We start from the raw sequence: 22,197 nt of genomic DNA, 5'->3' as shown, positions 1-22,197 counted from the left end.
AGCTTTTCCGGAACGCCGCACAAACGGTTTCCGGAAAGCTTTTTTTGATGGGCGAAAATCCTTCTTTGTCTGCCGCCGCGCTTTTCGTTAAAATACGGAAGACGGGTGTTTGGGGCGCGTTTTGGGATTGGCACCGGAATCCGAATACGCGCCCCGGGACCGGCAGGCGAAAGGAGATCGAAGAAACGCATGGATTACATCAGGTTAAAAGGCGGGATCGACGACAAAAGTTTCGGCAACCGCCTGGGCTGCGAACCGGAAATTCTGGAACTGTTTTTGACCGAACAGGATATGGAGCGCACGGAGCTGATCCGCGGGCGGGTGAGGGAACTGAATCGGCGCGGTATTAAAGCCTATATGCACCATCCTTCCCGATACCGCGGCGCTTTTCTGGATATTTTGAGCGAAAACGCGGAGATGCGGCGCTTTTATCGGGAATCGACCGGCGATCTGCTGCGGATCTGCGAAGAAGAAGGCGCCAAATGCGTGATTCACGCGCATTATGTGGGACTGGGCGATCTGCCCGTCAACCGGGAGCGGACGATCGAACTGCGCGAAGCGATCCGCGCCGTTCCGGGATACGACAGCGGACTGCTGCTGTGGGAGGACTCGACCGAAGGACTGTTCTGTTACGGCAATCCGCACTTGATCGACGAGCTGATCGAGCCGCTGAATCTGCCGGTCAATGTGGACGTGAGCCATGCGTTTATCGGGTTTCGCGGGGACAACGAGCGTTTGCGCGGCGTGCTGGAGCGGACCGCCCCGTATGCGCGCTATTATCATCTGGTGGACAGCATGGGACAACGGCACGACTCGCTGACGCTCGGCGCGGGGCTGATCGATTGGCGCATGGTCAAGCCGTTGGTGCGCGGTAAAGATTTTATTTTCGAAATCGAGCTGGGCGGAGACCATACGGACTGCTCGCCGATGATGGACAGCGCGCGTTACTTTGCCGGAATCGAGGATTGAACGCTTGTAAACGGGAGGGACGGAAGATGAAAAAGGTGCTGGTTGCCGACGACGACGCCCATATTCGCGCGCTGCTGCGTACGGTGCTGACCCAGGAGGGGTACCGGGTGATCGAAGCCCGCGACGGCGACGAAGCGGCGCGCAAACTGCAAGAATCGCCGGTCGATCTGGCTGTGCTCGATGTGATGATGCCGGGAAAAGACGGGCTGGAGCTGTGCGAATTGATTCGCGTCCGCTACGATATTCCGGTGATTCTGCTGACGGCGCGCGAACAGTTGACGGACAAGGAAGCCGGTTACGATAGCGGGACCGACGATTATATGACCAAGCCGTTCGAGCCGAAAGAACTGCTGTTTCGCATGAACGCGCTGTTTCGCCGGTATTCGCTCGCGTCGAGCGAGAAGATCCGCTTGAACCGGCTGACCGTGGACCGCAAAAATCACGAAGTGACCGACGGGGACATGACGCTGCTGCTGCCGCTCAAAGAATTCGAGCTGCTGGCCCAGCTTGCGCAGTATCCCGGCCGCCTGTTCGAGCGCGGCGAGCTGATTCGCCTTGTCTGGGGAGCGGATTACGAAGGGGACGAACGCACGGTGGACGTCCATATCAAACGGCTGCGCCAGCGGTTCGCCGACTACGGAGACGACTTTGCAATCCGTACCGTGCGCGGAATCGGCTACAAGCTGGAAGCGGGCCGGCCGTGAAGAACCGGTTTGCGCGGCTGAACCGCAGCCTGTATATCCGCGTGTGCCTGACGACGATCCTGGCCGTCGCGGTCAGCGCGCTGCTCGGCTTTCTGGTGTCGAACGTGTATTATCACGCGAGCCTCAAGCCGTACAACGACGCCAAGCTGACCGGGATCGCTTACGAGATCCAGCGCACGGCGGAGCTTCGTCCCGGCGACGCGGATATTTATCTGGCGAGCGCGGCGGCGCTGGGTTACGAGCTGTACGTCACCGACGGGGCGGGCGAAGAACGGTTCTACGGCAGGGATTTTCGTCAGCGGGATCTGGACGAAGCGGCGGCGCGAAAAGTGCTGGACGGCGGCGAGTATCACGGCGTGGCCGCCTTTCCGAACCGGCCGTTTATTACCGGCTTCTTCGACAACCGGCTCAGCAATACGGTCGGCGTGCCGCTGACGATCGGCGGTAAGCCGGCGGCCCTGTTTCTGCGCCCGGACGTGATCCTGCAGTTCGGCGAGCTGCGCAGCTTCTTCGCGATGATCGGGCTGCTTACGGTCGCGTTCAGCATTGCGATCTTCCTGATTGCGACGCGCTATCTGGTCAAACCGATTACCCGGATGACGGCGGCGACGCAGCAGATTGCGGACGGCCGCTACGGGATCGAGCTGCCGACGCGGCGCCAAGACGAGATCGGGCAGCTCGCCGGACACTTTATGACGATGAGCCGCAGCCTGTCACGGGCGGAACAATCGCGGCGCGAATTCGTCGCGAATGTGTCGCACGAGATCCAGTCGCCGCTGACGTCGATCCAGGGCTTTGCGCAGGAACTGGCGGCCGGTCGGCTGCCCGACGAAGAACGGGTTCGCTACGCGGGCATTATCGGCGAAGAAAGCCGCCGGTTGTCCGCGCTCGGCCGCCAGCTTCTGCTGCTGTCTTCGCTCGACCGGATGGAAGACGGCCTGGTGCGCAGTCCGCTCAACCTGCGCGCCGAGATCCGCCGCGCGGCCGAAGTGCTGGACTGGCAGCTCGACGAGAAAGGCATCGCGCTGAAGCTTGCCGTGCCGGACCGCCTGCTCGTGCTCGGCGAAGCGACGCTGCTCGACCAGGTCTGGATCAATCTGCTGTCCAACGCGGTCAAGCATATTCCCGAAGGACGGTCGATCTCGGTCGCGGCCGAAGCCCGGGACGGCTGGTGCGAGGTCCGCTTCGCCGATACCGGAGACGGCATCCCGCCGGAGAAGCTGCCGCTGCTGTTCGAGCGCTTCTACCGCGGCGATCCGGCGCGTTCGGGCGGGGGAACCGGGCTGGGTCTTGCGATCTCGCGCCAGATCGTGCAGCTGCACGACGGAACGATCTCGGCCGAGAGCGAGCCCGGCCAGGGTTCGACGTTTATCGTCAAACTTCCCCGGCTCTGAACGAAGCAGCAGAGCGGCGGGCCGGCAGGCGGCAATTGTAATTTAACGTTCATACTCCGTTCATTTTCCCTTCCTAGACTGGGGATGCAACCGGAAGGGAAAACGGGGAGGGGTAAACATATGTTTTTGGCGCTTCGGGAAATACGCTTTTCCAGGACCCGCTATGTGCTGATCGTCACAATCATGCTGCTGGTTTCGTTTCTGGTACTGTTCGTGACGGGACTGGCCAACGGCCTGGGCAGCGCGACGTCTTCGGCGGTGCGGAGCATGAAAGCCGATCATTTTGCCGTGCAAAAAGATTCGGACGACCGCTTTGCGCGTTCGCAGCTGCATGCGCAGCAGGTGGAGGATGCGCGCGCGATTGTCGGAGCGGACAGCGCGGAACCGCTCGGCGTGCAGATGACGACGGTGACCAAAGACGGACAAAGCGGCAAGATCGATATTGCGCTGTTCGGCGCGGAAGCGGGAAGCTGGCTGATGCCGGAAACCGTCGAAGGCGGCGCGCTGGACGCATCGGAAACCGGCGATGTCGTGGTGGATCGAGACCTGGCCGATTCCGGCGTCGGGATCGGCGACACGATCGTCGACGGCACGACCGGCTTGAAGTGGCGGGTAAACGGCTTTATCGAAAACAATTCCTACAGCCATATGCCCGCGGTCTGGATGAACGCCGCGGACTGGGCGTCTTACCGCTCGGAGTTGATGGCCGCGCGCGGCGGCGAACCGGATACGGCGTTCAACGCGATCGCGCTGCGAAGCTCCGGCAGCCGGGCGAACGAACTGGCCGCGTCTTTGACGGACGCCGATATCATCACCAAAGCGCAGGCGATCTCCGCGATTCCGGGACACAAAGCCGAGCAGTCTTCGCTGCTGATGATGATCGTATTTCTGTATATCATTTCGGCTTTTGTGCTGGCGGTCTTCTTCTACGTCATCACGATTCAGAAAACAAGCCAGTTCGGCATTCTCAAAGCGATCGGCGCCCGCACGGCTTATCTGGCCGGAAGCGTCGCCGGACAGGTGCTGGTGCTTTCGGCGGGCAGTCTGGCGCTGAGCGTCGCGCTGGTGCTGGTCATGAAAGAGATGCTGCCGGCGGCCATGCCGTTCGCCCTGAGCGGGGGAACGATTCTGCTGAGCTGCGCGCTGTTTCTCGGCGTGGCGCTGCTCGGCGGCCTGGTCTCGATCGTCAAAGTAGCCAGAACGGACGCGCTTGACGCCATAGGGAGGGCCGGAGCATGAACAAGGACACGATGGAAAGAACCGATTTAGCCGGGATGTCCGCAAATTCTCCGCACGGTGCGGAAACCCGGCTGCTGCTCGACGCGGTGACGCATACTTACGGCGACGGGGAAGCGGTGCTGACCGTGCTGGACGGATTGTCCCTTGCGGTCTCGGCCGGCGAGCTGGTCGCCGTGGTCGGGCCGTCCGGCTCCGGCAAGAGCACGTTTCTCTCGATCGCGGGCGCGCTGCTGACGCCCACGCGCGGCGCCGTGGCGGTCGGCGGCCGCGATCTGGCCGGCTTGAATCCCCGGCGGCTGGCCGATCTGCGGCTGAGGCAGATCGGGTTTATCTTCCAGGGGGCGAATCTGCTGCCCTACCTGAAGGTCGAAGAGCAGCTGCGCCTCGTCGCGAAGCTCGGCGGCGCCGACAAAGCGCAGACCGCGCGCCGCGCGTCCGAGCTGCTGGAGCGGCTCGGCCTGAGCGAGCGGCGCAGGTATTACCCGGACAAGCTGTCCGGGGGCGAACGCCAGCGCGTCGCGATCGCGCGGGCGCTGATGAACGATCCGTCGGTCATCCTGGCCGACGAGCCGACCGCAAGCCTCGACGCGGACCGCGGCCGCGACGTGACGCGCCTGCTCGCCGAGCGCGTCAAAGCCGAAGGCAAAGCAGGCGTGATCGTGACGCACGACGAGCGGATTCTGCCGTACTGCGACCGGGTGCTGCGCCTGGAGAGCGGAAAGCTGCGGCAGGAATAACGGCACTGCATCAACCCGGAGCGGCGCGTTTCGTCACGAAACCGCTTGCTCTTTTTGTGTTACCATAGATAAAAATAAGCTGTCCAAATCAAAGTGAAAGGGTTATCATCAAGAGTATAGAAACGTTTCGAACAAAGCCGGATTTCCGGCGGAAACGAATACCCGGAGCGTTGGACCGCAGTAAACAGGAGGACTGGACAATGACTGAACAAGCAGGCACGACAGGAAACGCGGGGGAGAACGGTTTGAAGATCATGACCTTCAATCTGCGCACGCATACGGCGAACGACGCGGGGAACGAATGGCTGCACCGGGCATCCCAAGCGGCGGAAACGATCGCGGCGCACGCGCCGTCTTTTGCAGGCGTGCAGGAAGGCTATCTGATTATGCTGGAGGAGCTGGAGCGCGAGCTGCCGGGGTACGACCGGATCGGCGAAGGGCGGCTCGGGGGAATCCAAGACGAACACTGCGCAATCTTTTATCGCAAAAACGAATTCGAGCCGCTGGAGCAGGGGCAGTTCTGGCTGTCGGAAACGCCGGAGTCGGTCGGCTCGCTCGGCTGGGACAGCGACTATCCGCGCATCTGCACCTGGGGAAGGTTCCGGCACCTCGCGTCCGGTTCGGAGATTCGCGTGTACAACACGCATCTCGACCATATCGGCGAGACGGCGCGGATCGAAGGCGCCAAGCTGGTCGCGGCGGCCATGCTGCGGCACAAAGAGCAGCGTCCGGGCAGCTTCGGCATCCTGATGGGCGATATGAACGGAGGACCGTCCGACGCTCCGCTGCGCTATCTGCGCGGCGAGCTGGCGGAAGCCGGCCTTGCGCCGGGCCTGGTCGACGCGTACACCGCGCTCCCGGGCGAAGTCGGCCGCACGTTCCACGATTTCCTCGGCGGGCTGGAAGGCGAACCGATCGACTACATTTTCGCCGAAGCGCCGCTTGAAGTTTCCCGTACCGTGGTCGACCGTCGCGATTTCTCGGGCAAATATCCGTCGGACCATTATCCGGTTATCGCCGAACTGGTGCTGCCCGGCATTTAACCGCCGGCTTGGCCGAATGGGATTCTTCTTTCTATTGAAGGAAGACAAGCTGCAAGCTCCTATACTGAAAACGAGTCTTCCGGATTTATGCGAGTTTTGCGTAAATCCGGAAGATTTTTTTATCGAAACGTCTTGACCCTCACGTTACGTGAGCCCTTATGCTCAACTCGAAAGGAGGAAACCAAAGTGTCGTTTAAAGTCAAAGAAGTCTCGAAGCTCGCCGGCGTCAGCGTTCGCACGCTGCACCATTACGACGAGATCGGCCTGCTCAAGCCCGCCCAGGTCGGTGAATCGGGTTACCGTTTTTACTCGGAAGAGGACCTGGAGCGGCTGCAGCAAATTTTGTTTTTCCGGGAGCTGGGATTTGGACTGAAAGAGATCAAGCGGATGATGGACAGCCCTTCGTTCGACCGGATCGAAGCGCTGGAACTTCAGCGGCGCATGCTGGAAGAAAAGCTGGAGCAAACGCGCAGCATGATCGAAAATATCGGCCGGACCATCCGGCACGCCAGAGGAGAGATACAGATGACGCAGAAGCAGCGATTCGAAGGCATGGACTTTACGCATAATCCGTACGAACAGGAAGCAAGGGAGCGCTGGGGAGACGCGGCGGTCGACGATGCGAACCGCAGGCTGGAGCAGCGGACGCAAACGCCGGAAATGCGCGCCGATCTGCAGGAAGAATGGGACCGCCGCATGAACGAGATGGCGCAGGCGCGGCATGAAGACCCCGCTTCCCCGCGCGCGCAGAAGCTGATCGGGGGATGGTACGACTATCTGCAAACCTTCGGCAGTTACTCGCATGAAGCATTCGCCGGCCTCGGCCGAATGTATGTGCAGGACGAACGTTTTACGCAAAATATCGATCGCTGCGGCGAAGGACTGGCGGCCTGGATGAGCGAAGCGATGACGATTTTCTCGGAACGCAAACCGGGCTGATCGCTTCTCTTTTTTTAATATTTTTGCCACCTTATCGCTCCGGATCGCGTATTACCGGTAAATCCGGACCGATGCACGAACAGGCAGCCCGGACTTACTCTGCGAAAAAGGATGAGATGTAAAGATGGAATCGAGGAATCCGGTATTCGGGCAAAAACTATTCGATCGGGCGCGCGAAGATCTGGTCGGCACGGGAGCGATGACGCTTGGCGGCACGGTGTACAGGACGTTTATTCTGCTGGCTTTGATGCTCGGCGGGGCGGCTTATACCTGGTCCCGCTTCGAATCGGGCGCGAGCGTGTACGGCATGATGATCGCGGGCGTTGTGCTTGCGCTGATCGCGGCGCTGGTCACGATCTTCGTGCCGAAGATTGCTTTTATCACCGCCCCGCTGTATGCAATATTTGAAGGCCTGGCGCTCGGCGCGGTGTCAGCGGCGTTCGAAATTCAGTATCCCGGCATTGTGCTGAACGCGGTGCTGATTACCGTCGGGACGCTGTTTGCGATGCTGCTGCTGTACGTTACCCGGATCGTCAAAGTCACCCCGGGTTTGCGGACCGGCATTATGATGGCGACGTTTTCGATTATGCTCGTGTATCTGTTCGACTTTGTACTCGGCTTTTTCGGCGTAAACGTTCCGTTTATCCACGAATCCGGCTTGATCGGCATCGGCATCAGTTTGTTCGTGGTCGTGATTGCGTCGCTGAACCTGCTGCTCGACTTCGACTTTATCGAACGCGGCGCGCGGGGCGGAGCTCCGAAGTATATGGAATGGGTCGGCGCGTTCGGCCTGATGGTCACGCTGGTGTGGCTGTATCTGGAAGTGCTGAAGCTGCTGTCGAAGCTGGCGAAGCGGTAAGAACGATACAAGAGAATTCACAAAATTTGCTGATTCGGCAAAACGAAATGTGCGGATTCGGCGTTTAACAGGTATAAGAAAAGCCCGGAGCGATTGCTCCGGGCTTTCGGCTTATTGGAATCATGATCGGGATAAGGAGGAAGACCATGATCGTATGGGTTATCGGGTTTGGCGTTTTGTTTATCCTGCTTTACTTTGGACTGAGTCATTGGCTGCTGGGCGGCCGGAGTGTGGCAATCTCCGATCCGCCAGGGGTCCGAGTCCAGAAGATCGGCCTGCTCCTGCTGACTGTATTGGCTCTTGGCGTCCTGTATATGCTGTATTTCGTAGCGGATATCACGTCGGGCTGGTTCGTTTTTTGGTTTTTTATTGCTTACTGGGCGGCTCAAATGGGACTGCAGGCGTGGCTGGAGTGGAGATTTTTAAAAGGATCGCGGCAGTACGCCGTATCGCTGCTGCTGCTGGCGTTTCTGCTGGTGTGTTCCGTCGTTGCAAGATTCACCTTCCCTCCGCTGGGTTGAGACAGGACGAGTCCGATAAAAACGCGGCTTCTCTCAGGGCTTTTTCCGACTATGGAATTGCGCAACGGCTGCGACCAGCTTGGTCCGGGCCTGCTCCAGCTGGGCGCTTGTGCTGCTTTTACGATTCAACACGAGACTCGCTTCGTTGATCGCCCGTCTCAGATCGCCGAACGCCGAAGCCGGATACTGGCCCGAGCGGATGCCTTTGGGCAGATTCAGGAGCTCGCGCGCGGCGGCGATATCGGCGGCGAGGGCCGAAGACGAACTGCCGCCCTGCGGCAGCGCTTCGTAAGCGGCTTTGACTTTGGCGAACGCCGAAGTGATCGGTTCCGGTTGGGCGGAAGTTGCAAGCAGCGTCTCCAATTCCTGCACGGCGGCATCGAAGCTTGCGGCCTGCTGCGAAGTGAGCCGTCCGTCCGCGATACGGTTCAGCACGTCGGTACGGTATTGGAACGTTTGCTCCAGAAGTTCCGTCCGGCCGTTGCGCAGGTCTTCGAAGTCCGCCATGGCATTCAAATAGTCCCAGAAGATGTGCCACACAGCCGGCTTCCAACCATCCCATGAAATCAGCGGAAAAAGGTCGTCGCGTACAAGCGCGATTTTGTTCATAAGCTTTTCGGCGTTCGCCTCGGTCCATTGACCCGGCTCGTTTCCGAATTCGGTATAAAGATGAAGCTGTAATTCTTGTTCGAAAAGAAGTTCGTCGACAGTGACATTATATTCGCCGCTGTAGAGATCGTACGGAGGGAAGCCTTCCATCTGCTTCAAAGCGGAAGTCAGATCGACGCGCGTCGAAGCGGGATCGAAAGCCGCGTTGAACGTGGCAAGACTGGTCTTCTTGAAGCGCGCATAAGATTCCGAGTAGTCTTCGGCATGCTTGGGGAATTCGTTAAACTGATACATCGCTCTTGCTTTTTGCAAAATAAGATTGCGGTCGGCATCCTGAAGACCAATACCCGAAGGCAGCCGATTGACCGCAGCCGAAGGACTTTCCGCCTGAGCAAATACCGGTAAAGAGCCGAAACAAAGCAACACCGCAAGAATCACTAGCAAAGCTCTTACGCTTTTTTGACGCTTGAACATATTCAATAGATATACCTCCCTGGTCAAGGATTGGGATGAGCGTAGAAGTCCATCCGGGTCTCAACAAACTCTTTGTAAATCGTAAATTCGTCTTCTCCAGTACCGAGTCTTTGGTTTAAAGCTACAAATTTATCGACCAAAGCTTTTACTTTTTCTTCAGAATATCTGCCGGGTTCATCACTTTTTGGGAAATTCATATTAAAATAGCCGCTCATTTTACTCAGGATATACGAGGTGTACGGATTACCTTTGTCAAAAAAGTCGTGAAAGGAAAAAGCTACGTAGTGGAGCGCTCTCGCCAACTGCGTCGGTGTAGAGCTCTCGTTCTGAGCGATAGCAGTCGTCTCGGCGATAATTCGATTTTTATATTTCTCTTCAAACAAAGGGGGCAGGTTTCCATGGTTGGAGGACGGAGTCATTAACTCGGCGCCTTCTTTAAAGACTGCAATTTCATACAGCAGCTGCGCGCGAACGGGATCTTCCATCGGAGCAGGCGCTTCATTGACGGCGGCATAAACGGAAGCATCGGAAAAAGCGGACGGAAGCGGAGCGAGCAGAAGCGGCACAGCCAACGAGGCCGAAGCAAAGCTCAGCAGCATTTTGGTTCCACGGCTATTCAATTGGACATTCCTCCTGAAATATGTATTTTAGTGCTTTAATAAACAGGGGGCTTTTTTTAGAAACACAAAAAGGTTTAAATAAAAATATTTTACATTTTGGCAGTTTGGTCGCTGCACCGAATGAACGAACCGGTATTCGTCGCGATCGGATTGTGTCCTCATTCGGGAAATGCGCCCGATAACGCCAAAAGCCCGTATCCGCCATCGGCGGAACGGGCTTTTCGTCGTGCACCATACAGCGATTTTGCGATTCTCCGTCCGTCAATCCTCGATCGTCGACAAATCTCCCGCCGGCAGCTTCAGCTCCCAGGCTTTGAGTACCCGGCGCATGATCTTGCCGCTTCGGGTCTTCGGCAGCTTGTCTTTGAACTCGATCTCGCGCGGAGCGGCGTGGGCGGACAGGCCTTCTTTGACGAACTTCGTAATCTCCGCTTTCAGTTCGTCGGACGCTTCGTAGCCTTCGCGCAGCGAAATAAACGCTTTGATCACTTCGCCGCGGACCGGGTCCGGCTTGCCGATCACGCCCGCTTCGGCGACGGCCGGATGCTCGACCAGCTTGCTTTCGACTTCGAACGGGCCGACCCGCTCGCCCGATGTATTGATGACATCGTCGATCCGGCCCTGGAACCAGAAGTAGCCGTCCTCGTCCATGTAGGCGGAGTCGCCGGAGATATACCAGCCCGGAATGCGCGTATACTCCTCGAACTTGGCCGGATTGTTCCAGATCTTGCGCATGATCGACGGCCACGGCGTACGAATCGCCAGGTTGCCCATGCGCAGCGGCGGCAGCTCGCTGCCCTGATCGTCGATAATGGCGGCTTCGACGCCCGGGATCGGTTTGCCCATCGAGCCGGGACGAATCTCCATCGACGGATAGTTGCAGATCAGCTGCGCGCCCGTTTCGGTCATCCACCACGTGTCGTGAATCCGGTGGCCGTAGACGCGGTATCCCCAGCGGATGACTTCCGGGTTCAGCGGCTCGCCGACGCTCAGCACATGCCGCAGCGAAGACAGATCGTAGTCTTTGACCGCTTCGTCGCCCGCGCCCATCAGCATGCGGAACGCCGTCGGCGCGCTGTACCAGACCGTAACTTTATAGCGCTGGATCGTTTGGTACCAGTCCTGCGGACTGAACCGGCCGCCGCGGATCACGTTCGTCACGCCGTTGATCCACGGAGCGAAGATCCCGTACGAAGTACCGGTGACCCATCCCGGATCGGCCGTGCACCAGTAGATGTCGTCTTCGCGCAGATCGAGCACGATCCGTCCGGTATAACCCTGCTGGATCATGGCGCCGTGCACATGGTACACGCCTTTGGGCTTGCCGGTCGAGCCCGACGTATAGTGCAGGATCAGGCCGTCTTCGCGGTCGACCCATTCGATCTCCGCTTCGGTCGACGCTTCGCTCATCAGCTTGTTGAAGTCGGCGAAAGGCGAATCGTCCGGCAGCAGGCTGTCGTTCTCCGCCGGCTTGCCTTCCTGCTTCGAAGTATCGACCAGAATCACGTGCTTCAGTTCCGGCAGTTCGTGCGCCGGCACCCGCTCGGCCAGCTTGGGCGTCGTGACGATCGCGACCGCGCCGCTGTCCTGCAGCCGGTCGCGCACCGCTGTTTCCATGAAGGCTTCGAACAAAGGCCCCGCGATCGCGCCGATCTTGACGATGCCCAGCAGCGTAAAATACAGCTCGGGCGTGCGCGGCATGAAAATGAATACGCGGTCGCCCCGGCCGATTCCCAAGGACCGCAGCATATTGGCCGCCCGGTTCGATTCCTGCCGCAGCTGCTCGAACGTGTACGATTCGTCCCGTTCGGGGTCGCTGTAGAGCAGGGCGATCTTGTCGGCCAGTCCCGACTTCGCGTGCCGGTCGATCGCTTCGTACGCCAGGTTGACCCGGCCGCTTTCGTGCCAACTGAAGCGTTTCTCCTCTTCCGCCCAATCGAATGCGCGCCGGGCCTCTTCGTAATCGCCCAGATTCGATTGCTTCGCTTCTACGCCAATGATTTCCACCGTGTCCTTTTCCATAAGAGCCTCCAGTCGCATAAGAGAAGTACGTGCTTCGCCAAGCCGCAAACTTTACCCGTCTTACAGATATAGCGCTTACAAGAAAAACGGTCAAACAGAAAGCTTCGACAGTGCGCCGCTCCCGGGCAGGCATCCGGAAACCGGTCTGCGCGCTCCAAAGCGGAAACCGTCGAATTTTCTGTAGTATAGCACAATCGAAATCAATTTTCCGCCTTTTGCTTTTATGGACTTTGAAAAGGGGCAGTGTCCAAAAGTGAATCGCGGGGCTTCGGCGCCCGATGCTACAATGGCCGGTGAGCACGAAGCGGCACCGCCGCCGCAGAAAAGCCGAATCGTTCAAGATCGGAAAGGAGCGACATATGAGCACACAAACATTTATCGTCCCGGATCGCTGGAAATGGTTTACCGAAAGCCGCTACGGCCTGTTTCTGCACTGGGGGCCTTATGCGCAGTACGGACGCGGCGAACAAGTGCTGTTCCGCGAACATTTGGATCAGCGGCAGTACGCGGAGCGGGCTTCGGCCTGGAATCCTGCGCATTTCGATCCCGAGCTGTGGGCGGACACCGCCAAAAAGGCGGGTTTCAAATACGCCTGCTTCACCACGACGGCTATTGCATGTGGGACAGCGCGTTTACCGATTATTCGAGCGCCAAGCAGGCTCCGCAGCGGGATTTCGTGCGCGAATACGTCGAAGCTTTCCGCAAAGCGGGCCTGCGCATCGGGCTGTATTATTCGTGGATCGACTGGCGTCTGCCCGCTTATTTCGACGGTCCGGCCAAAGATCCCGAAGGCTGGGAGAAGACGCGGGACTATTTGCATAATCAGGTGAAAGAGCTGCTGAGCAATTACGGCCGGATCGACCATTTCTTTTTCGACGGCGTCTGGCCGAGAAACGCGGACGAGCTGCGCAGCGTGGAACTGGTGGAGGAGATGCGCCGGCTTCAGCCGGATATCCTGGTCAACAATCGGCTCGGCTATTCGATGGAGCGTCAGGGTTACCGGGCGGACGGCGGCGCGGGAGCCGGCGATTCCGATACACTGGGCGATTTCGGCACGCCGGAGCATCTGATCGAGACCGACCGCACGCGTTTGTGGGAATCGTGCCAGGTCAGTACGTGGAGGCTGTGGAGCCATGTGATCGGCGAGCGCTGGCGTCCGGCGGACGTGCTGCTGGATTTATTGTGCGAATGCGCGGAAAAAGGCGGCGAGCACGGCGGCAATCTGCTGCTCAACTGCGGCCCGACGGCCGACGGCCAGCTTCCGCCGGAGTTTGTCGAGCGCGCGCTGGAAATCGGCAGATGGCTGGATGTGCACGGGGAAGCGGTATACGGCTCGGACGGCGGTTCGGTGACGGAATTCGTGACCCGGGGCCGGCAGACCGTCAGCGGGAATCATTTGTATCTCATTATCCGCTTCTGGGACGGCCGTCCGCAGATGAGGCTGGCCGACCTGACGACGCCGGTCAAAAGCGTGACGCTGCTGACCACCGGCCAGAAGCTTCGCTTCGAGCAGACCGGCGGCGAGCTGGTGATCGACGGACTGCCGGCGGAAGCGCCGACCCGGCTGTTTCCGGTGATCCGCGTGGAATGCGAAGGCCGTCCGGCGGCCAATCAGTGGGGGCGCGAGCGTTTGTGGGAAGGCGACCCGTCGAGAGTGGCGGAATGGGCGCGCCGGCGGGGAACGTCCGTGTTTGCCGACGGGCGCGAGCGCTGAACGAACCGTCCGGACGCCGAAAGCGGAACTCCCGTTCACAACGCATTCATCCGAACAGACGCAACAAAAAAACAGGAGGCGAATCGTCCCCATGAATATTCTCGTTTTTTACGATGCCGATTTCCCTTACGCCGGCGCTCGTCCGTCGGCCGATGCGCTGAACGCGCTGACCGGCCGGGCCGAGCTTGCGGACGCCTCGAATCTGGAACAGCGCCTGCGGGAGCGGAAATGGGACGCGCTGGTACAGCTGCACGGTTCTTATTTTCCCAAAAACGCCTGGAGCGCTGTTCGCACGCACCTGAGCGCAGGCGGCGGGCTGGTGAACGCGGGCGGCGCGCCTTACCGCGAGCCGGTGAGCGAAGACGCCGCGCAAAGCGGGCTGCGCATCGAGCGTCCCCAGGTCGCGTATCATCAGAACCTGAATATCCACGACGCGCTGCAAGTGGATTCTTCGTCGGTGCGCTTCTTCAAAGCGTCGGACGAGTTTCCGCTGCTGAAAGGAAAAGAGTCGCTGTTCGGCGCCGCGCCGACCTGGGGGCTGACCCTGCATCCGTCGAAGAAAAGCGATATTCCCGAAGAAATGGGTTCGAGCGGTCCGATGGACCTGTTTATTTATCCGCTGTTGACCGGCGTGGACGAAGACGGACGGGAGCGCTCGGCTCCGGTCGTGCTGCTGGAATCTTATAAAGGCGAATATGCCGGCGGACGATGGATTCTGGTCAACCAGCAGTTGGACGAGAACTTCTGGCGGCGGGGCGGCGCGGAGCTGCTGCTGGAGCTGGCCGATTATACGGCGCGCGGCGCGGCGGAGATCTGGCTCAAAAACACGTTTGCCGCTTACGAGCCGGGCGAACAGCCGTCGGTCACGCTGCAATTGCAGTCGCTCGGCCGGACGTCGGCGCCGGAGGCCAATTGGAATTTTCGGTTTGAAGTCCAGAGAGAAGGAGGGGCTTCGGCGCTCTGGAGCGGGGAAGCCCAGCTTGCGGCCGGACCGGCTTCGCCGGACCTGCGGTTTGTGCGGCTGCCGATTCCGCTGCGCGTCGAACCGGGACTGTACCGGATTGTGTGCGAAGCCGCATCGGACGCCGGCGAGCGGCGGGTGCTGACGCAGGCGTTCTGGGGCATGGATCGCGAACTGCTGACGAGCGGGGAGCCTTTGACGGCGGGGCGCGATTATTTCCGGCGCGGCGGCAAACCTGTTCCGATCGTCGGCATGACGTATATGACCTCGGACGTGGCGCGCAAGTTCCTGCATCTGCCGAATGTGGAGCGCTGGGACCGAGATATGGCCGAGATGAAGCGGGCCGGCATCAATCTGATCCGCACGGGCGTCTGGACCGGCTACCGGATGATGATGTTCGCCGACGGCCATGCCGCCGAAGACGCGCTGCGGGCGATCGACGCTTTTGTGCTCACGGCGTCGCGGCACGATCTGGAAGTGACGTTTACGTTCTTCTCGTTCGCGCCGGAAGCGTGGGAAGGCGACAATCCGTATCTCGATCCCCGTTCGGTGGAAGCGCAGAAGCGTTTCATCGCGTCGATCGTTTCCCGGCATCGCGGCAGCACCCGCGTGCACTGGGACCTGATCAACGAGCCGTCGCTGTTTCACCCGCGGCGCGTGTTCGAAGGTCCGGTTACGGCCGGGGACGACTTCGAGCGCCGCGCCTGGAGCGAATGGCTGCGCGATCGCTTCGGCGGCGATATCCGCCGTCTCCAGGAGCGCTGGAACATGACGCCCGAGCAGCTTCCGTCGTTCGAGTCCGCGCAGGCCCCGGACCCGGACGACAAGTATTTCCGCAGCGTCGTCCAGCCCAAGAAGTGGCTGCGCTGGCTGGATTATACGCTGTTCAGCACGGCTATGCACAACCGCTGGGCGTCGGAGCTGATCGGTACGATCCGGCGCGGCGATCCGAAGCAGATGGTCACGGTCGGACAGGACGAAGGCATCGCTTCGCAGCGGCCGTCGCCTTTTTTCTACGCCGAAGCGGTCGATTATACCACGGTGCACAGCTGGTGGCAGATGGACAGTCTGGCCTGGGACGGCATCTTCACCAAAACGCCGCATAAACCGAATCTGATCCAGGAAACCGGCATCATGCACGTCCAGCATCCCGACGGGAGAGCCAAACGGACGGAAGAAGAACTGCGCGATATCCTGGAGCGGAAGTATGCGTATGCCTTCTCCACGGGCGGAGCCGGCGCGGTGCAGTGGATCTGGAATACGAATTATTTTATGAACAATGCCAACGAATCCAATATCGGCGCGCTGCGGGCGGACGGCACGCAGAAACCGGAAGCGGACGTGTCGTACGACTTCGGCCGCTTTATGACGGAAGCCGCCGGACTGTTCGAGGATCGCAAACCGGAAGACGTGGCGATCGTTTACCCGTTCTCCAACGACTTCTCCAACCGCAATCTGGCGTTCGAAGCGACGACGCGGGCGGCGCGGGTGCTGACGCTCGGCATGAACGTGCACCCGCGCGGAATCGGGGAGTATCATCTGGGCGAGCTGTCGGACGCGGAGCGGGGCGCGGCGTCCGGGCCGCCTCGCCTGGTGATTGTGCCGAGCGCCCACAACTTCGACGACCAGGCGTTCGAGCATTTGTTGGAGCTGGCGCGCGCGGGCAGCACGGTGCTGTGGACCGGACCGCTGCGGCTGGACGCCCACTGGGGACCGGCCCGGGAACGGCTGACGGAAGAGTTCGGGGATCTGGCTAACGGCAATGTGCTGCGCGAGGAAACGTTGAAGATCGGCGAAGACAAGTATCATGCGGGCTTCAACGAGCGCAAGATCGACACCCTGGAGATCGAGCGGCCGGCAGGGAACTTTGGCGAAGTCGAATTGCTGGAAGCCCCGCTCGGCGGCGGACGGTTTATCTACTGCCCGCTGCCGGTCGAGCTGAACGAACGCCGGGAACCCATTCGCGCTCTGTACGACTACGCGCTGCGGCGCGCGGAAGTGGAAGCTCCGCTGGACTGGCTGGAAGGCGGCGATCTGCCGGGCGTGTACGGACGCAAGCTGGAGTTCCGGGAAGGCAGTCTGTATATTTTCGTTTCGGAATACGGAGCCGATACCGATATTTCCTTTCGGGACGTGTCGACCGGCAAAGCGTACGGCTTTAAGCTGCCCCGCGGCCGCATCGCGATGTTCACGGTGGACAAGGACGGCGCGCTGCGCACCGTTTATCGGCCGGAAGACGGCGGCGTGCGCATAATTGGATAGAAAGTATAAGAATAGCATGACCGCTTTGCGATCCCCGAACCGAAAAGGGACGAAGCGAAAAAAAGCGAAGGCGAACGGACCGTGCAACCCGTCCGTTCTGCCCTCGCTTTTTTATCGTGCAGAAATCCACTTTATTTTTCCGAGTAAGATACAAACCGACCAAACAAATGCGAAAATCCACTTTATTCCCGCGTTTCGGCCTTTTAGGGCTTTCCGCGGGAGAGTAAAGTGGATTTTCGCATTAGATGTTTGGCAGGAAGCGTCAAATGACCGGATAAGATGGATTTCTGCACTCCAGCATCGGTTTCAGGCAAACAGGAGAACGCGAATCGGAATAGAGGCGTATACAGTTCTTCCTCCTGATTCGCCCTACTCTTTCAGCGACCCGATCAGCAGGCCTTTGACAAAGTAGCGCTGGAGAAACGGATAGAACAGCACGACCGGCCCGATCGTCAGAATGGCGGTCGCCATCTTCACCGATTCCTGCGGCATGACCGCGTCGCTGACCAGCACGCCCGAGCTCTGCATCTGCTGGATCATGTTGATCTCCGAATTAAGCTTGAACAGCAGATACTGGAGCGGGTACAGATTCTGGTTGTCCACGAGCATGATCGCGTTGAACCAGTTGTTCCAGTAGCCGATGCCGTAGAACAGCGTGATCGTCGCAAGCACCGGCATGCACAGCGGGAAATAAATCCGGAACGCGATATAGATATCGTTCGCGCCGTCGATCTTGGCCGCTTCGCTCAGCGAACCCGGAATCTGCGACATATAGTTGCGCACCAGAAACAGGTTGAACGGGCTGAAGATCAGCGACGGGATAATAAGCGCCCAGATATTGTTGCGCAGGCCCAGCTCCAGGTTGATCAGGTACCACGGCACAAGGCCGGTATTGAACACCATCGTGATAAAAAAGAAGATCGCCAGACCGTTGCGGTAGCGGATATGCTTGGCGGCCAGCGTGTAGCCGGCCATGCCGGTAATCAGCACGGCGAAAAACGTTCCGACCGCCGTCACGATAATCGATACCAGATAGCTGCGATACAGCGGAGACGTGCCGAGCAGCAGCTTGTAGGCGTCGAGCGAGAATTCTCTGGGCAGCAGCTGGTAGCCGTACTGCTGGATGCTGGCTTCCGAGGTGAACGACACCATCAGCACCAGCAGCATGGGAACCAGGCAGAGCAGCGAGATACAGCCGATAAAGATCGCGTTGGCCGTCTCGAACAATCTGGATTTATTCATAAGCCGACTCCTCCTTTCGGATAAGCGGCGGACGCAGACCTGCATACAATCCTGCGCTCCGCCGCGGGTATACCGTTTACGGCGTCAAGTCTAGTACCTTGTCAACACTAGAGGTAGGAATACGCTCTCCTAAATCGCACCTAAAGCGTGTGCGTTTTAGGAAAACGTAAACCTGTGATTAAGAGTTGAAAGGGTACTAAAACAGCGCATGATCCGGATTGACTTTGCGCACGATCTTGTTGCTTCCCCAGACGAGGATAAAGCCGACGACCGACTGATACAGGCCGACCGCCATCGCCTGCGCCGGATTGCCGATGGTGCGCAGCGAGCGGAACACGTAGGTATCGATAACGTCCACCGTCGGATACAGCAGGCCGTTGTCTTTGATGATGGCGTAGATCATATCGAAGCTGCCGTACATGATCTTGCCGAGCGCAAGCAGCGACAGGATCATGATCGTCGGCATCATCAGCGGAATCGTGATATGGCGGATCAGCTGCCAGCGCGTGGCTCCGTCGATCCGTCCCGCCTCGTAATAGCTGTCGTCGATCCCGGTAATCGCGGCGAGATAGATGACCAGGTTCATGCCGATGTCTTTCCAGACCGCGGTAATGACGAGAATGGTGGTCCAGTACTGCGGCGACGAATACCAGTTGATCGGCGTGATATGCAGACGCTCCAGCAGCTGGTTGATCATCCCGTAATCCGTGGACAGCAGGCTGTACAGAATATAGCTGACGATGACCCAGGACAGGAAATGCGGAAACAAGATAGTCGACTGCGTCAGCCGCGAATACAATTTGCTGCGCAGTTCGTTGAACAAGATGGCGAGCGCCATGGCGGCGAGCGTGCCGACGACGATAAACAGGAAGTTCAGCTTGAGGGTGTTGAACGTGACTTCCCAGGCTCTCGGCGAGGAGAAGAAAAACTCGAAGTTGTCCAGGCCGACCCAGGGCGAGTTGAAGATGCCCGTTTTGAAATTGAATTTCTGGAAAGCGATCAGCATGTAGGGAAGCGTGAAGTAACCGAAGACCAGCGTATACAGCGCCGCGGGTATCACCAGCAGATAAGCGGAGCCGTTCTGTCTGAGCTCGCGCAGCATGGAGCCTTTCTTTTTCTTTTTCATCGCAAATGGCACGTCCTTTCGCTCGTTTGTAAATGCTCCTTCTGTCCATCCCAGTGTAAGGAGCGCGGAAGGGCGCGGTAAACTTCGAAAATGGCGCGGCGTCGGATTAAACCGGAATTTCGGGCTTCAAAATTGGCGAAAAGCTTCGACATGGCGCCAAATCGAAACTTTTGCAGAGCCGCCGGCTGAGTGGGTTCGTCCTTTATAAATCAAGAAGCGGCTGCGAATTCGTCAGACTCATGGCAGGTTGTTCGCCTTTTCGACAGAATACGGCAGGTATTGATATCTTTCTGTCATTATTTATAATGGGAATAACCTGTAGGTTTGAGATGTAAGCGTTAACTAATAACAGACCGCGATATAAAAACGAACATTTAAAAAGCGGGAAGCTTACTTTTGCAGACGTATCATGTGTATTGGGCACGTACGAACGAATCGGGGGGATATCGAATGCTCAAGAATCGACTGCTGCGCTACACGGTATACCGGAATATGTTTCTCAGTTTCGTGCTGCTCACCGCCGTGATCATCGCGCTGGTGACGATCGTGCTGTACGCTTTGTTTTCCTGGAGCACGGCCCGCGAGGTCGGCAAGATCTCCGAATCGATGCTGAAGCAAAACAGCGTAGTGGCGAACGTGATCAAAGACCAGGTGTACAATTTCGGCAGCCTGATGCTGAACGACAAAACGGTGGTAGCCGCGCTGTTCGACCGGGAGGACGACCTGATCAAGCAGTATCACGCTTCGCGGGTGCTGCGCAATATGCAGACCACGTATCCTTTTATCGAATCGATCGGTATCTATAACGGTTTGACGGGGACCTATCTCGATACGAAAGGGGCGACGCTGGAACAGGAGCAGCCGCTGCTCAAGCAGATCGGAGCCAAAAATAAAAGTTACTTTCAATTGTTTCCGCGGCGGATCGTCGATCCCGGCAACTCCAGGGAAAGCAGTGTGCTGACTTTCGTGCTGCTGCCGGGATATTACGCGCTGCTGCCCGCCCAGGGCGCGATGGTCATCAATATGGATACGGATTATATTCAGAAGCTGATCGGCGGCTACAAGAACGATACGGCGGATTCGCTGTTTGTGCTGAACTCCAAAGGAACGGTGCTGACGCACTCGGATTCGTCTCAATTCATGCAAAATATTTCGTCGACGCCTTATGTGCAGCGGATCCTGGATTCGCAGAAAAGCAGCGGCTACTTCATGGACGAGATCGACGGGCATAAAAACGTGATTACCTACGTCAAATCCGCCGATCTCGACTGGATCTTCGTCAGCCACAGCGAATACCGCAATCTGCTATTCAATATGAGCGCGCTGCGCTGGTCGTCGCTGTGCCTGGCGCTGGCGATCTTCGCCGCGAGTTTGCTGCTGTCGGTGTGGCTGACGAACAATGCCTACAATCCGATCCGCGGCGTGCTGGAGAAGATCTCGGCGATGCAGCGGCATAAGCAAAGCTCGCGCCGGGTCAACGAATTCGAGCTGCTGAACGTCTCGTACGCGGAAATGACGGAAAAGCTGTCTTCATTGGAAAGCGTGGCGGCGCGCAGGCAGGAAACGGAAGTGCTCCAGCTGCTCAAAAGCGGGGAACCCGGCGCGTTCGAGCGCTTTGTACAGAACTGTCCCGGCCCTCGTTATACCACGGTCGCGCTGCAAATCGACGGACTGGACGAATTCCGGGCCAAAGTGGACGCGCCGACGCGGGCTTTCGCGCACGATGCGATTCTGCGCGCGGCATCGGAGCTGTTCGGGCAGCATGGCGCGAGAGCGGCGGTGATCGAAGAAGGCTTGATCGCGCTGATCCTGCCGGTACCGGAAACGGCGGAGCCGCGGGATTACATGCCGCTCGAGTCGCTGCTGCAGGAGCTTCAGCGCAGCATGCGCCATACGCTGCGGCTGTCGCTGACGGCGTGCATCGGAAAGGCGGAGCGCACGCACGAAGGCGTCCGGCTGTCGTTCGAACGGGCGCAGGCGGGCGTGCAGAAGCGGTTTTTTGCGGGCAAAGGAAAAGTGTTCGACTGCGCCGACCCTGCCGAAACGGTATCCGGCGGGCGCGAACTCGTTTATCCGTCCAAACAGGAAAAGCTGGTCATCGACGCCATCCGGCTGCGGCAGCGCGCGCGCATCAACCGGGAGATCGAATTATTGGTGAAAGAAATGTCGACGGGGGATTATCACGAAGCGCTGTTCTGCATGAACCAGTTCGTCAGCAGCCTGTACAAACAGCTTCAAGTTTCGCGGTCCGAGAACCAGGAGATCAACAATTTGTTTCTGGCCTTCACCCGGCGCATCTCGTCGTTCGAGACGATGCAGGAATTCAAGGAAGCGCTCAAAGAACTGGCGGACAAGCTGTCGATCGACCGGGAGGCCGGCGGGGCTGAGCGCCACGCCGAAGTGGTCGAATTTATCAAGGAATACGTCGGCCGGCATTACGCGCGCCCGGACCTGTCGCTGGAGCTGGTAGCGGGCGAGGTGAAGCTGTCCAGAAGCTACGTGGGCAAGCTGTTCAAAGCGCACTGCGAAACGTCTTTCAACGATTACCTGAACGCGGTGCGTTTGGAGAAAGCGAAGGAACTGCTGCTGCGCACCGACGAACCGGTCCAGGCGATCAGCGAACAGGTGGGCATTTTCAATACGACTTACTTCTATACCCTGTTCAAAAAATACAACCAGCAGTCGCCGGCCCAGTACCGCAGCCGGATGCTGCTGGAGAAACGCAAAGCGTAATCGTCTTCGATATTGCGCATTCGGATGCC

Annotated in this window: 16 protein-coding genes and 1 pseudogene; 12 read left to right on the top strand and 5 right to left on the bottom strand. The window is 58.8% G+C overall.

From position 1 onward, the window contains the following. The first annotated feature begins 189 nt into the window (after positions 1-189). The 9 genes from QWJ34_RS19525 (at position 190) to QWJ34_RS19485 (ending at position 8,405) form a co-directional block, all read left to right on the top strand. Entirely contained in the window at positions 190-969 is a 780-nt protein-coding gene (locus tag QWJ34_RS19525; protein WP_302730434.1) for a TIM barrel protein, read from the top strand. A 26-nt stretch (positions 970-995) separates the two neighbouring features. Next, the gene (locus tag QWJ34_RS19520; protein ID WP_302730432.1) at positions 996-1,673 is read left to right on the top strand and encodes a response regulator transcription factor; all 678 of its coding nucleotides are present in this window, start codon (positions 996-998) and stop codon (positions 1,671-1,673) included. Next, on the top strand, positions 1,670-3,067 hold the full coding sequence (locus QWJ34_RS19515; protein WP_302730431.1) for a sensor histidine kinase: 1,398 nt from the start codon (positions 1,670-1,672) through the stop codon (positions 3,065-3,067). Before QWJ34_RS19520 ends, QWJ34_RS19515 begins: the two co-directional genes overlap by 4 nt. Before the next feature lie 120 nt (positions 3,068-3,187). Then, on the top strand, positions 3,188-4,306 hold the full coding sequence (locus tag QWJ34_RS19510) for an ABC transporter permease (RefSeq protein WP_302730430.1): 1,119 nt from the start codon (positions 3,188-3,190) through the stop codon (positions 4,304-4,306). Between the two features lie 35 nt (positions 4,307-4,341). Next, a complete protein-coding gene (locus QWJ34_RS19505) occupies positions 4,342-5,043 on the top strand; it encodes an ABC transporter ATP-binding protein (protein WP_302730492.1) in 702 nt (233 codons plus the stop codon). 200 nt (positions 5,044-5,243) lie between these two features. After that, positions 5,244-6,086 carry an endonuclease/exonuclease/phosphatase family protein gene (locus QWJ34_RS19500; protein ID WP_302730428.1) on the top strand — a complete coding sequence of 281 codons (843 nt, stop codon included), beginning with the start codon at positions 5,244-5,246 and terminating at the stop codon, positions 6,084-6,086. Between the two features lie 186 nt (positions 6,087-6,272). Further along, positions 6,273-7,025 carry a MerR family transcriptional regulator gene (locus tag QWJ34_RS19495; protein ID WP_302730427.1) on the top strand — a complete coding sequence of 251 codons (753 nt, stop codon included), beginning with the start codon at positions 6,273-6,275 and terminating at the stop codon, positions 7,023-7,025. Positions 7,026-7,149: 124 nt separating this feature from the next. Continuing rightward, complete coding sequence (locus tag QWJ34_RS19490; protein ID WP_302730426.1) at positions 7,150-7,884, top strand: Bax inhibitor-1/YccA family protein; 735 nt, start codon at positions 7,150-7,152, stop codon at positions 7,882-7,884. A 146-nt stretch (positions 7,885-8,030) separates the two neighbouring features. Next, a complete protein-coding gene (locus QWJ34_RS19485; protein ID WP_302730425.1) occupies positions 8,031-8,405 on the top strand; it encodes a hypothetical protein in 375 nt (124 codons plus the stop codon). Positions 8,406-8,438: 33 nt separating this feature from the next. Here the strand turns inward: QWJ34_RS19485 and QWJ34_RS19480 are convergent, their stop codons facing one another. From QWJ34_RS19480 to acsA, 3 genes are all read right to left on the bottom strand, one after another. Continuing rightward, on the bottom strand, positions 8,439-9,308 hold the full coding sequence (locus QWJ34_RS19480) for a hypothetical protein (RefSeq protein WP_302730424.1): 870 nt from the start codon (positions 9,306-9,308) through the stop codon (positions 8,439-8,441). Positions 9,309-9,511: 203 nt separating this feature from the next. Next, positions 9,512-10,108, bottom strand: coding sequence for a hypothetical protein (locus tag QWJ34_RS19475; RefSeq protein ID WP_302730422.1), 597 nt, complete (start codon positions 10,106-10,108; stop codon positions 9,512-9,514). Positions 10,109-10,369: 261 nt separating this feature from the next. Continuing rightward, positions 10,370-12,130: an acetate--CoA ligase gene (acsA, locus tag QWJ34_RS19470; protein ID WP_302730420.1), complete on the bottom strand. Its 1,761-nt coding sequence runs from the start codon at positions 12,128-12,130 to the stop codon at positions 10,370-10,372. 278 nt (positions 12,131-12,408) lie between these two features. On the opposite strand from acsA, the pseudogene QWJ34_RS19465 reads away from it, so the two are divergent. Then, positions 12,409-13,844: pseudogene (locus QWJ34_RS19465) on the top strand (alpha-L-fucosidase). 91 nt (positions 13,845-13,935) lie between these two features. Continuing rightward, the gene (locus QWJ34_RS19460) at positions 13,936-17,067 is read left to right on the top strand and encodes a beta-galactosidase (protein ID WP_302730418.1); all 3,132 of its coding nucleotides are present in this window, start codon (positions 13,936-13,938) and stop codon (positions 17,065-17,067) included. A 369-nt stretch (positions 17,068-17,436) separates the two neighbouring features. Here the strand turns inward: QWJ34_RS19460 and QWJ34_RS19455 are convergent, their stop codons facing one another. Both QWJ34_RS19455 and QWJ34_RS19450 read right to left on the bottom strand, forming a co-directional pair. Continuing rightward, positions 17,437-18,309: a carbohydrate ABC transporter permease gene (locus QWJ34_RS19455; protein ID WP_302730416.1), complete on the bottom strand. Its 873-nt coding sequence runs from the start codon at positions 18,307-18,309 to the stop codon at positions 17,437-17,439. Positions 18,310-18,505: 196 nt separating this feature from the next. Beyond that, positions 18,506-19,435, bottom strand: coding sequence for an ABC transporter permease (locus QWJ34_RS19450; RefSeq protein ID WP_302730414.1), 930 nt, complete (start codon positions 19,433-19,435; stop codon positions 18,506-18,508). Between the two features lie 450 nt (positions 19,436-19,885). Between QWJ34_RS19450 and QWJ34_RS19445 the strand changes: the two genes are divergently transcribed. Then, a complete protein-coding gene (locus QWJ34_RS19445) occupies positions 19,886-22,168 on the top strand; it encodes a helix-turn-helix domain-containing protein (RefSeq protein ID WP_302730412.1) in 2,283 nt (760 codons plus the stop codon). Positions 22,169-22,197: the final 29 nt, after the last annotated feature.

The organism is Saccharibacillus sp. CPCC 101409 (assembly GCF_030518235.1).
Taxonomy (GTDB): Bacteria; Bacillota; Bacilli; order Paenibacillales; family Paenibacillaceae; genus Saccharibacillus.
The sequence above is the reverse complement of the archived record's forward strand: the minus strand, read 5'-3'. Positions and strand labels throughout refer to the sequence as shown.

Excerpts from the sequence above, each read along its gene's own strand:
- QWJ34_RS19500 (WP_302730428.1), top strand. The coding sequence starts at position 5,244 with ATGACTGAACAAGCAGGCACGACAGGAAACGCGGGGGAGAACGGTTTG.
- QWJ34_RS19445 (WP_302730412.1), top strand. The coding sequence starts at position 19,886 with ATGCTCAAGAATCGACTGCTGCGCTACACGGTATACCGGAATATGTTT.
- QWJ34_RS19505 (WP_302730492.1), top strand. The coding sequence starts at position 4,342 with ATGTCCGCAAATTCTCCGCACGGTGCGGAAACCCGGCTGCTGCTCGAC.
- QWJ34_RS19450 (WP_302730414.1), bottom strand. The coding sequence starts at position 19,435 with ATGAAAAAGAAAAAGAAAGGCTCCATGCTGCGCGAGCTCAGACAGAAC.
- acsA (WP_302730420.1), bottom strand. The coding sequence starts at position 12,130 with ATGGAAAAGGACACGGTGGAAATCATTGGCGTAGAAGCGAAGCAATCG.
- QWJ34_RS19455 (WP_302730416.1), bottom strand. The coding sequence starts at position 18,309 with ATGAATAAATCCAGATTGTTCGAGACGGCCAACGCGATCTTTATCGGC.
- QWJ34_RS19485 (WP_302730425.1), top strand. The coding sequence starts at position 8,031 with ATGATCGTATGGGTTATCGGGTTTGGCGTTTTGTTTATCCTGCTTTAC.
- QWJ34_RS19480 (WP_302730424.1), bottom strand. The coding sequence starts at position 9,308 with ATGTATCAGTTTAACGAATTCCCCAAGCATGCCGAAGACTACTCGGAA.
- QWJ34_RS19525 (WP_302730434.1), top strand. The coding sequence starts at position 190 with ATGGATTACATCAGGTTAAAAGGCGGGATCGACGACAAAAGTTTCGGC.
- QWJ34_RS19460 (WP_302730418.1), top strand. The coding sequence starts at position 13,936 with ATGAATATTCTCGTTTTTTACGATGCCGATTTCCCTTACGCCGGCGCT.
- QWJ34_RS19510 (WP_302730430.1), top strand. The coding sequence starts at position 3,188 with ATGTTTTTGGCGCTTCGGGAAATACGCTTTTCCAGGACCCGCTATGTG.
- QWJ34_RS19520 (WP_302730432.1), top strand. The coding sequence starts at position 996 with ATGAAAAAGGTGCTGGTTGCCGACGACGACGCCCATATTCGCGCGCTG.
- QWJ34_RS19490 (WP_302730426.1), top strand. The coding sequence starts at position 7,150 with ATGGAATCGAGGAATCCGGTATTCGGGCAAAAACTATTCGATCGGGCG.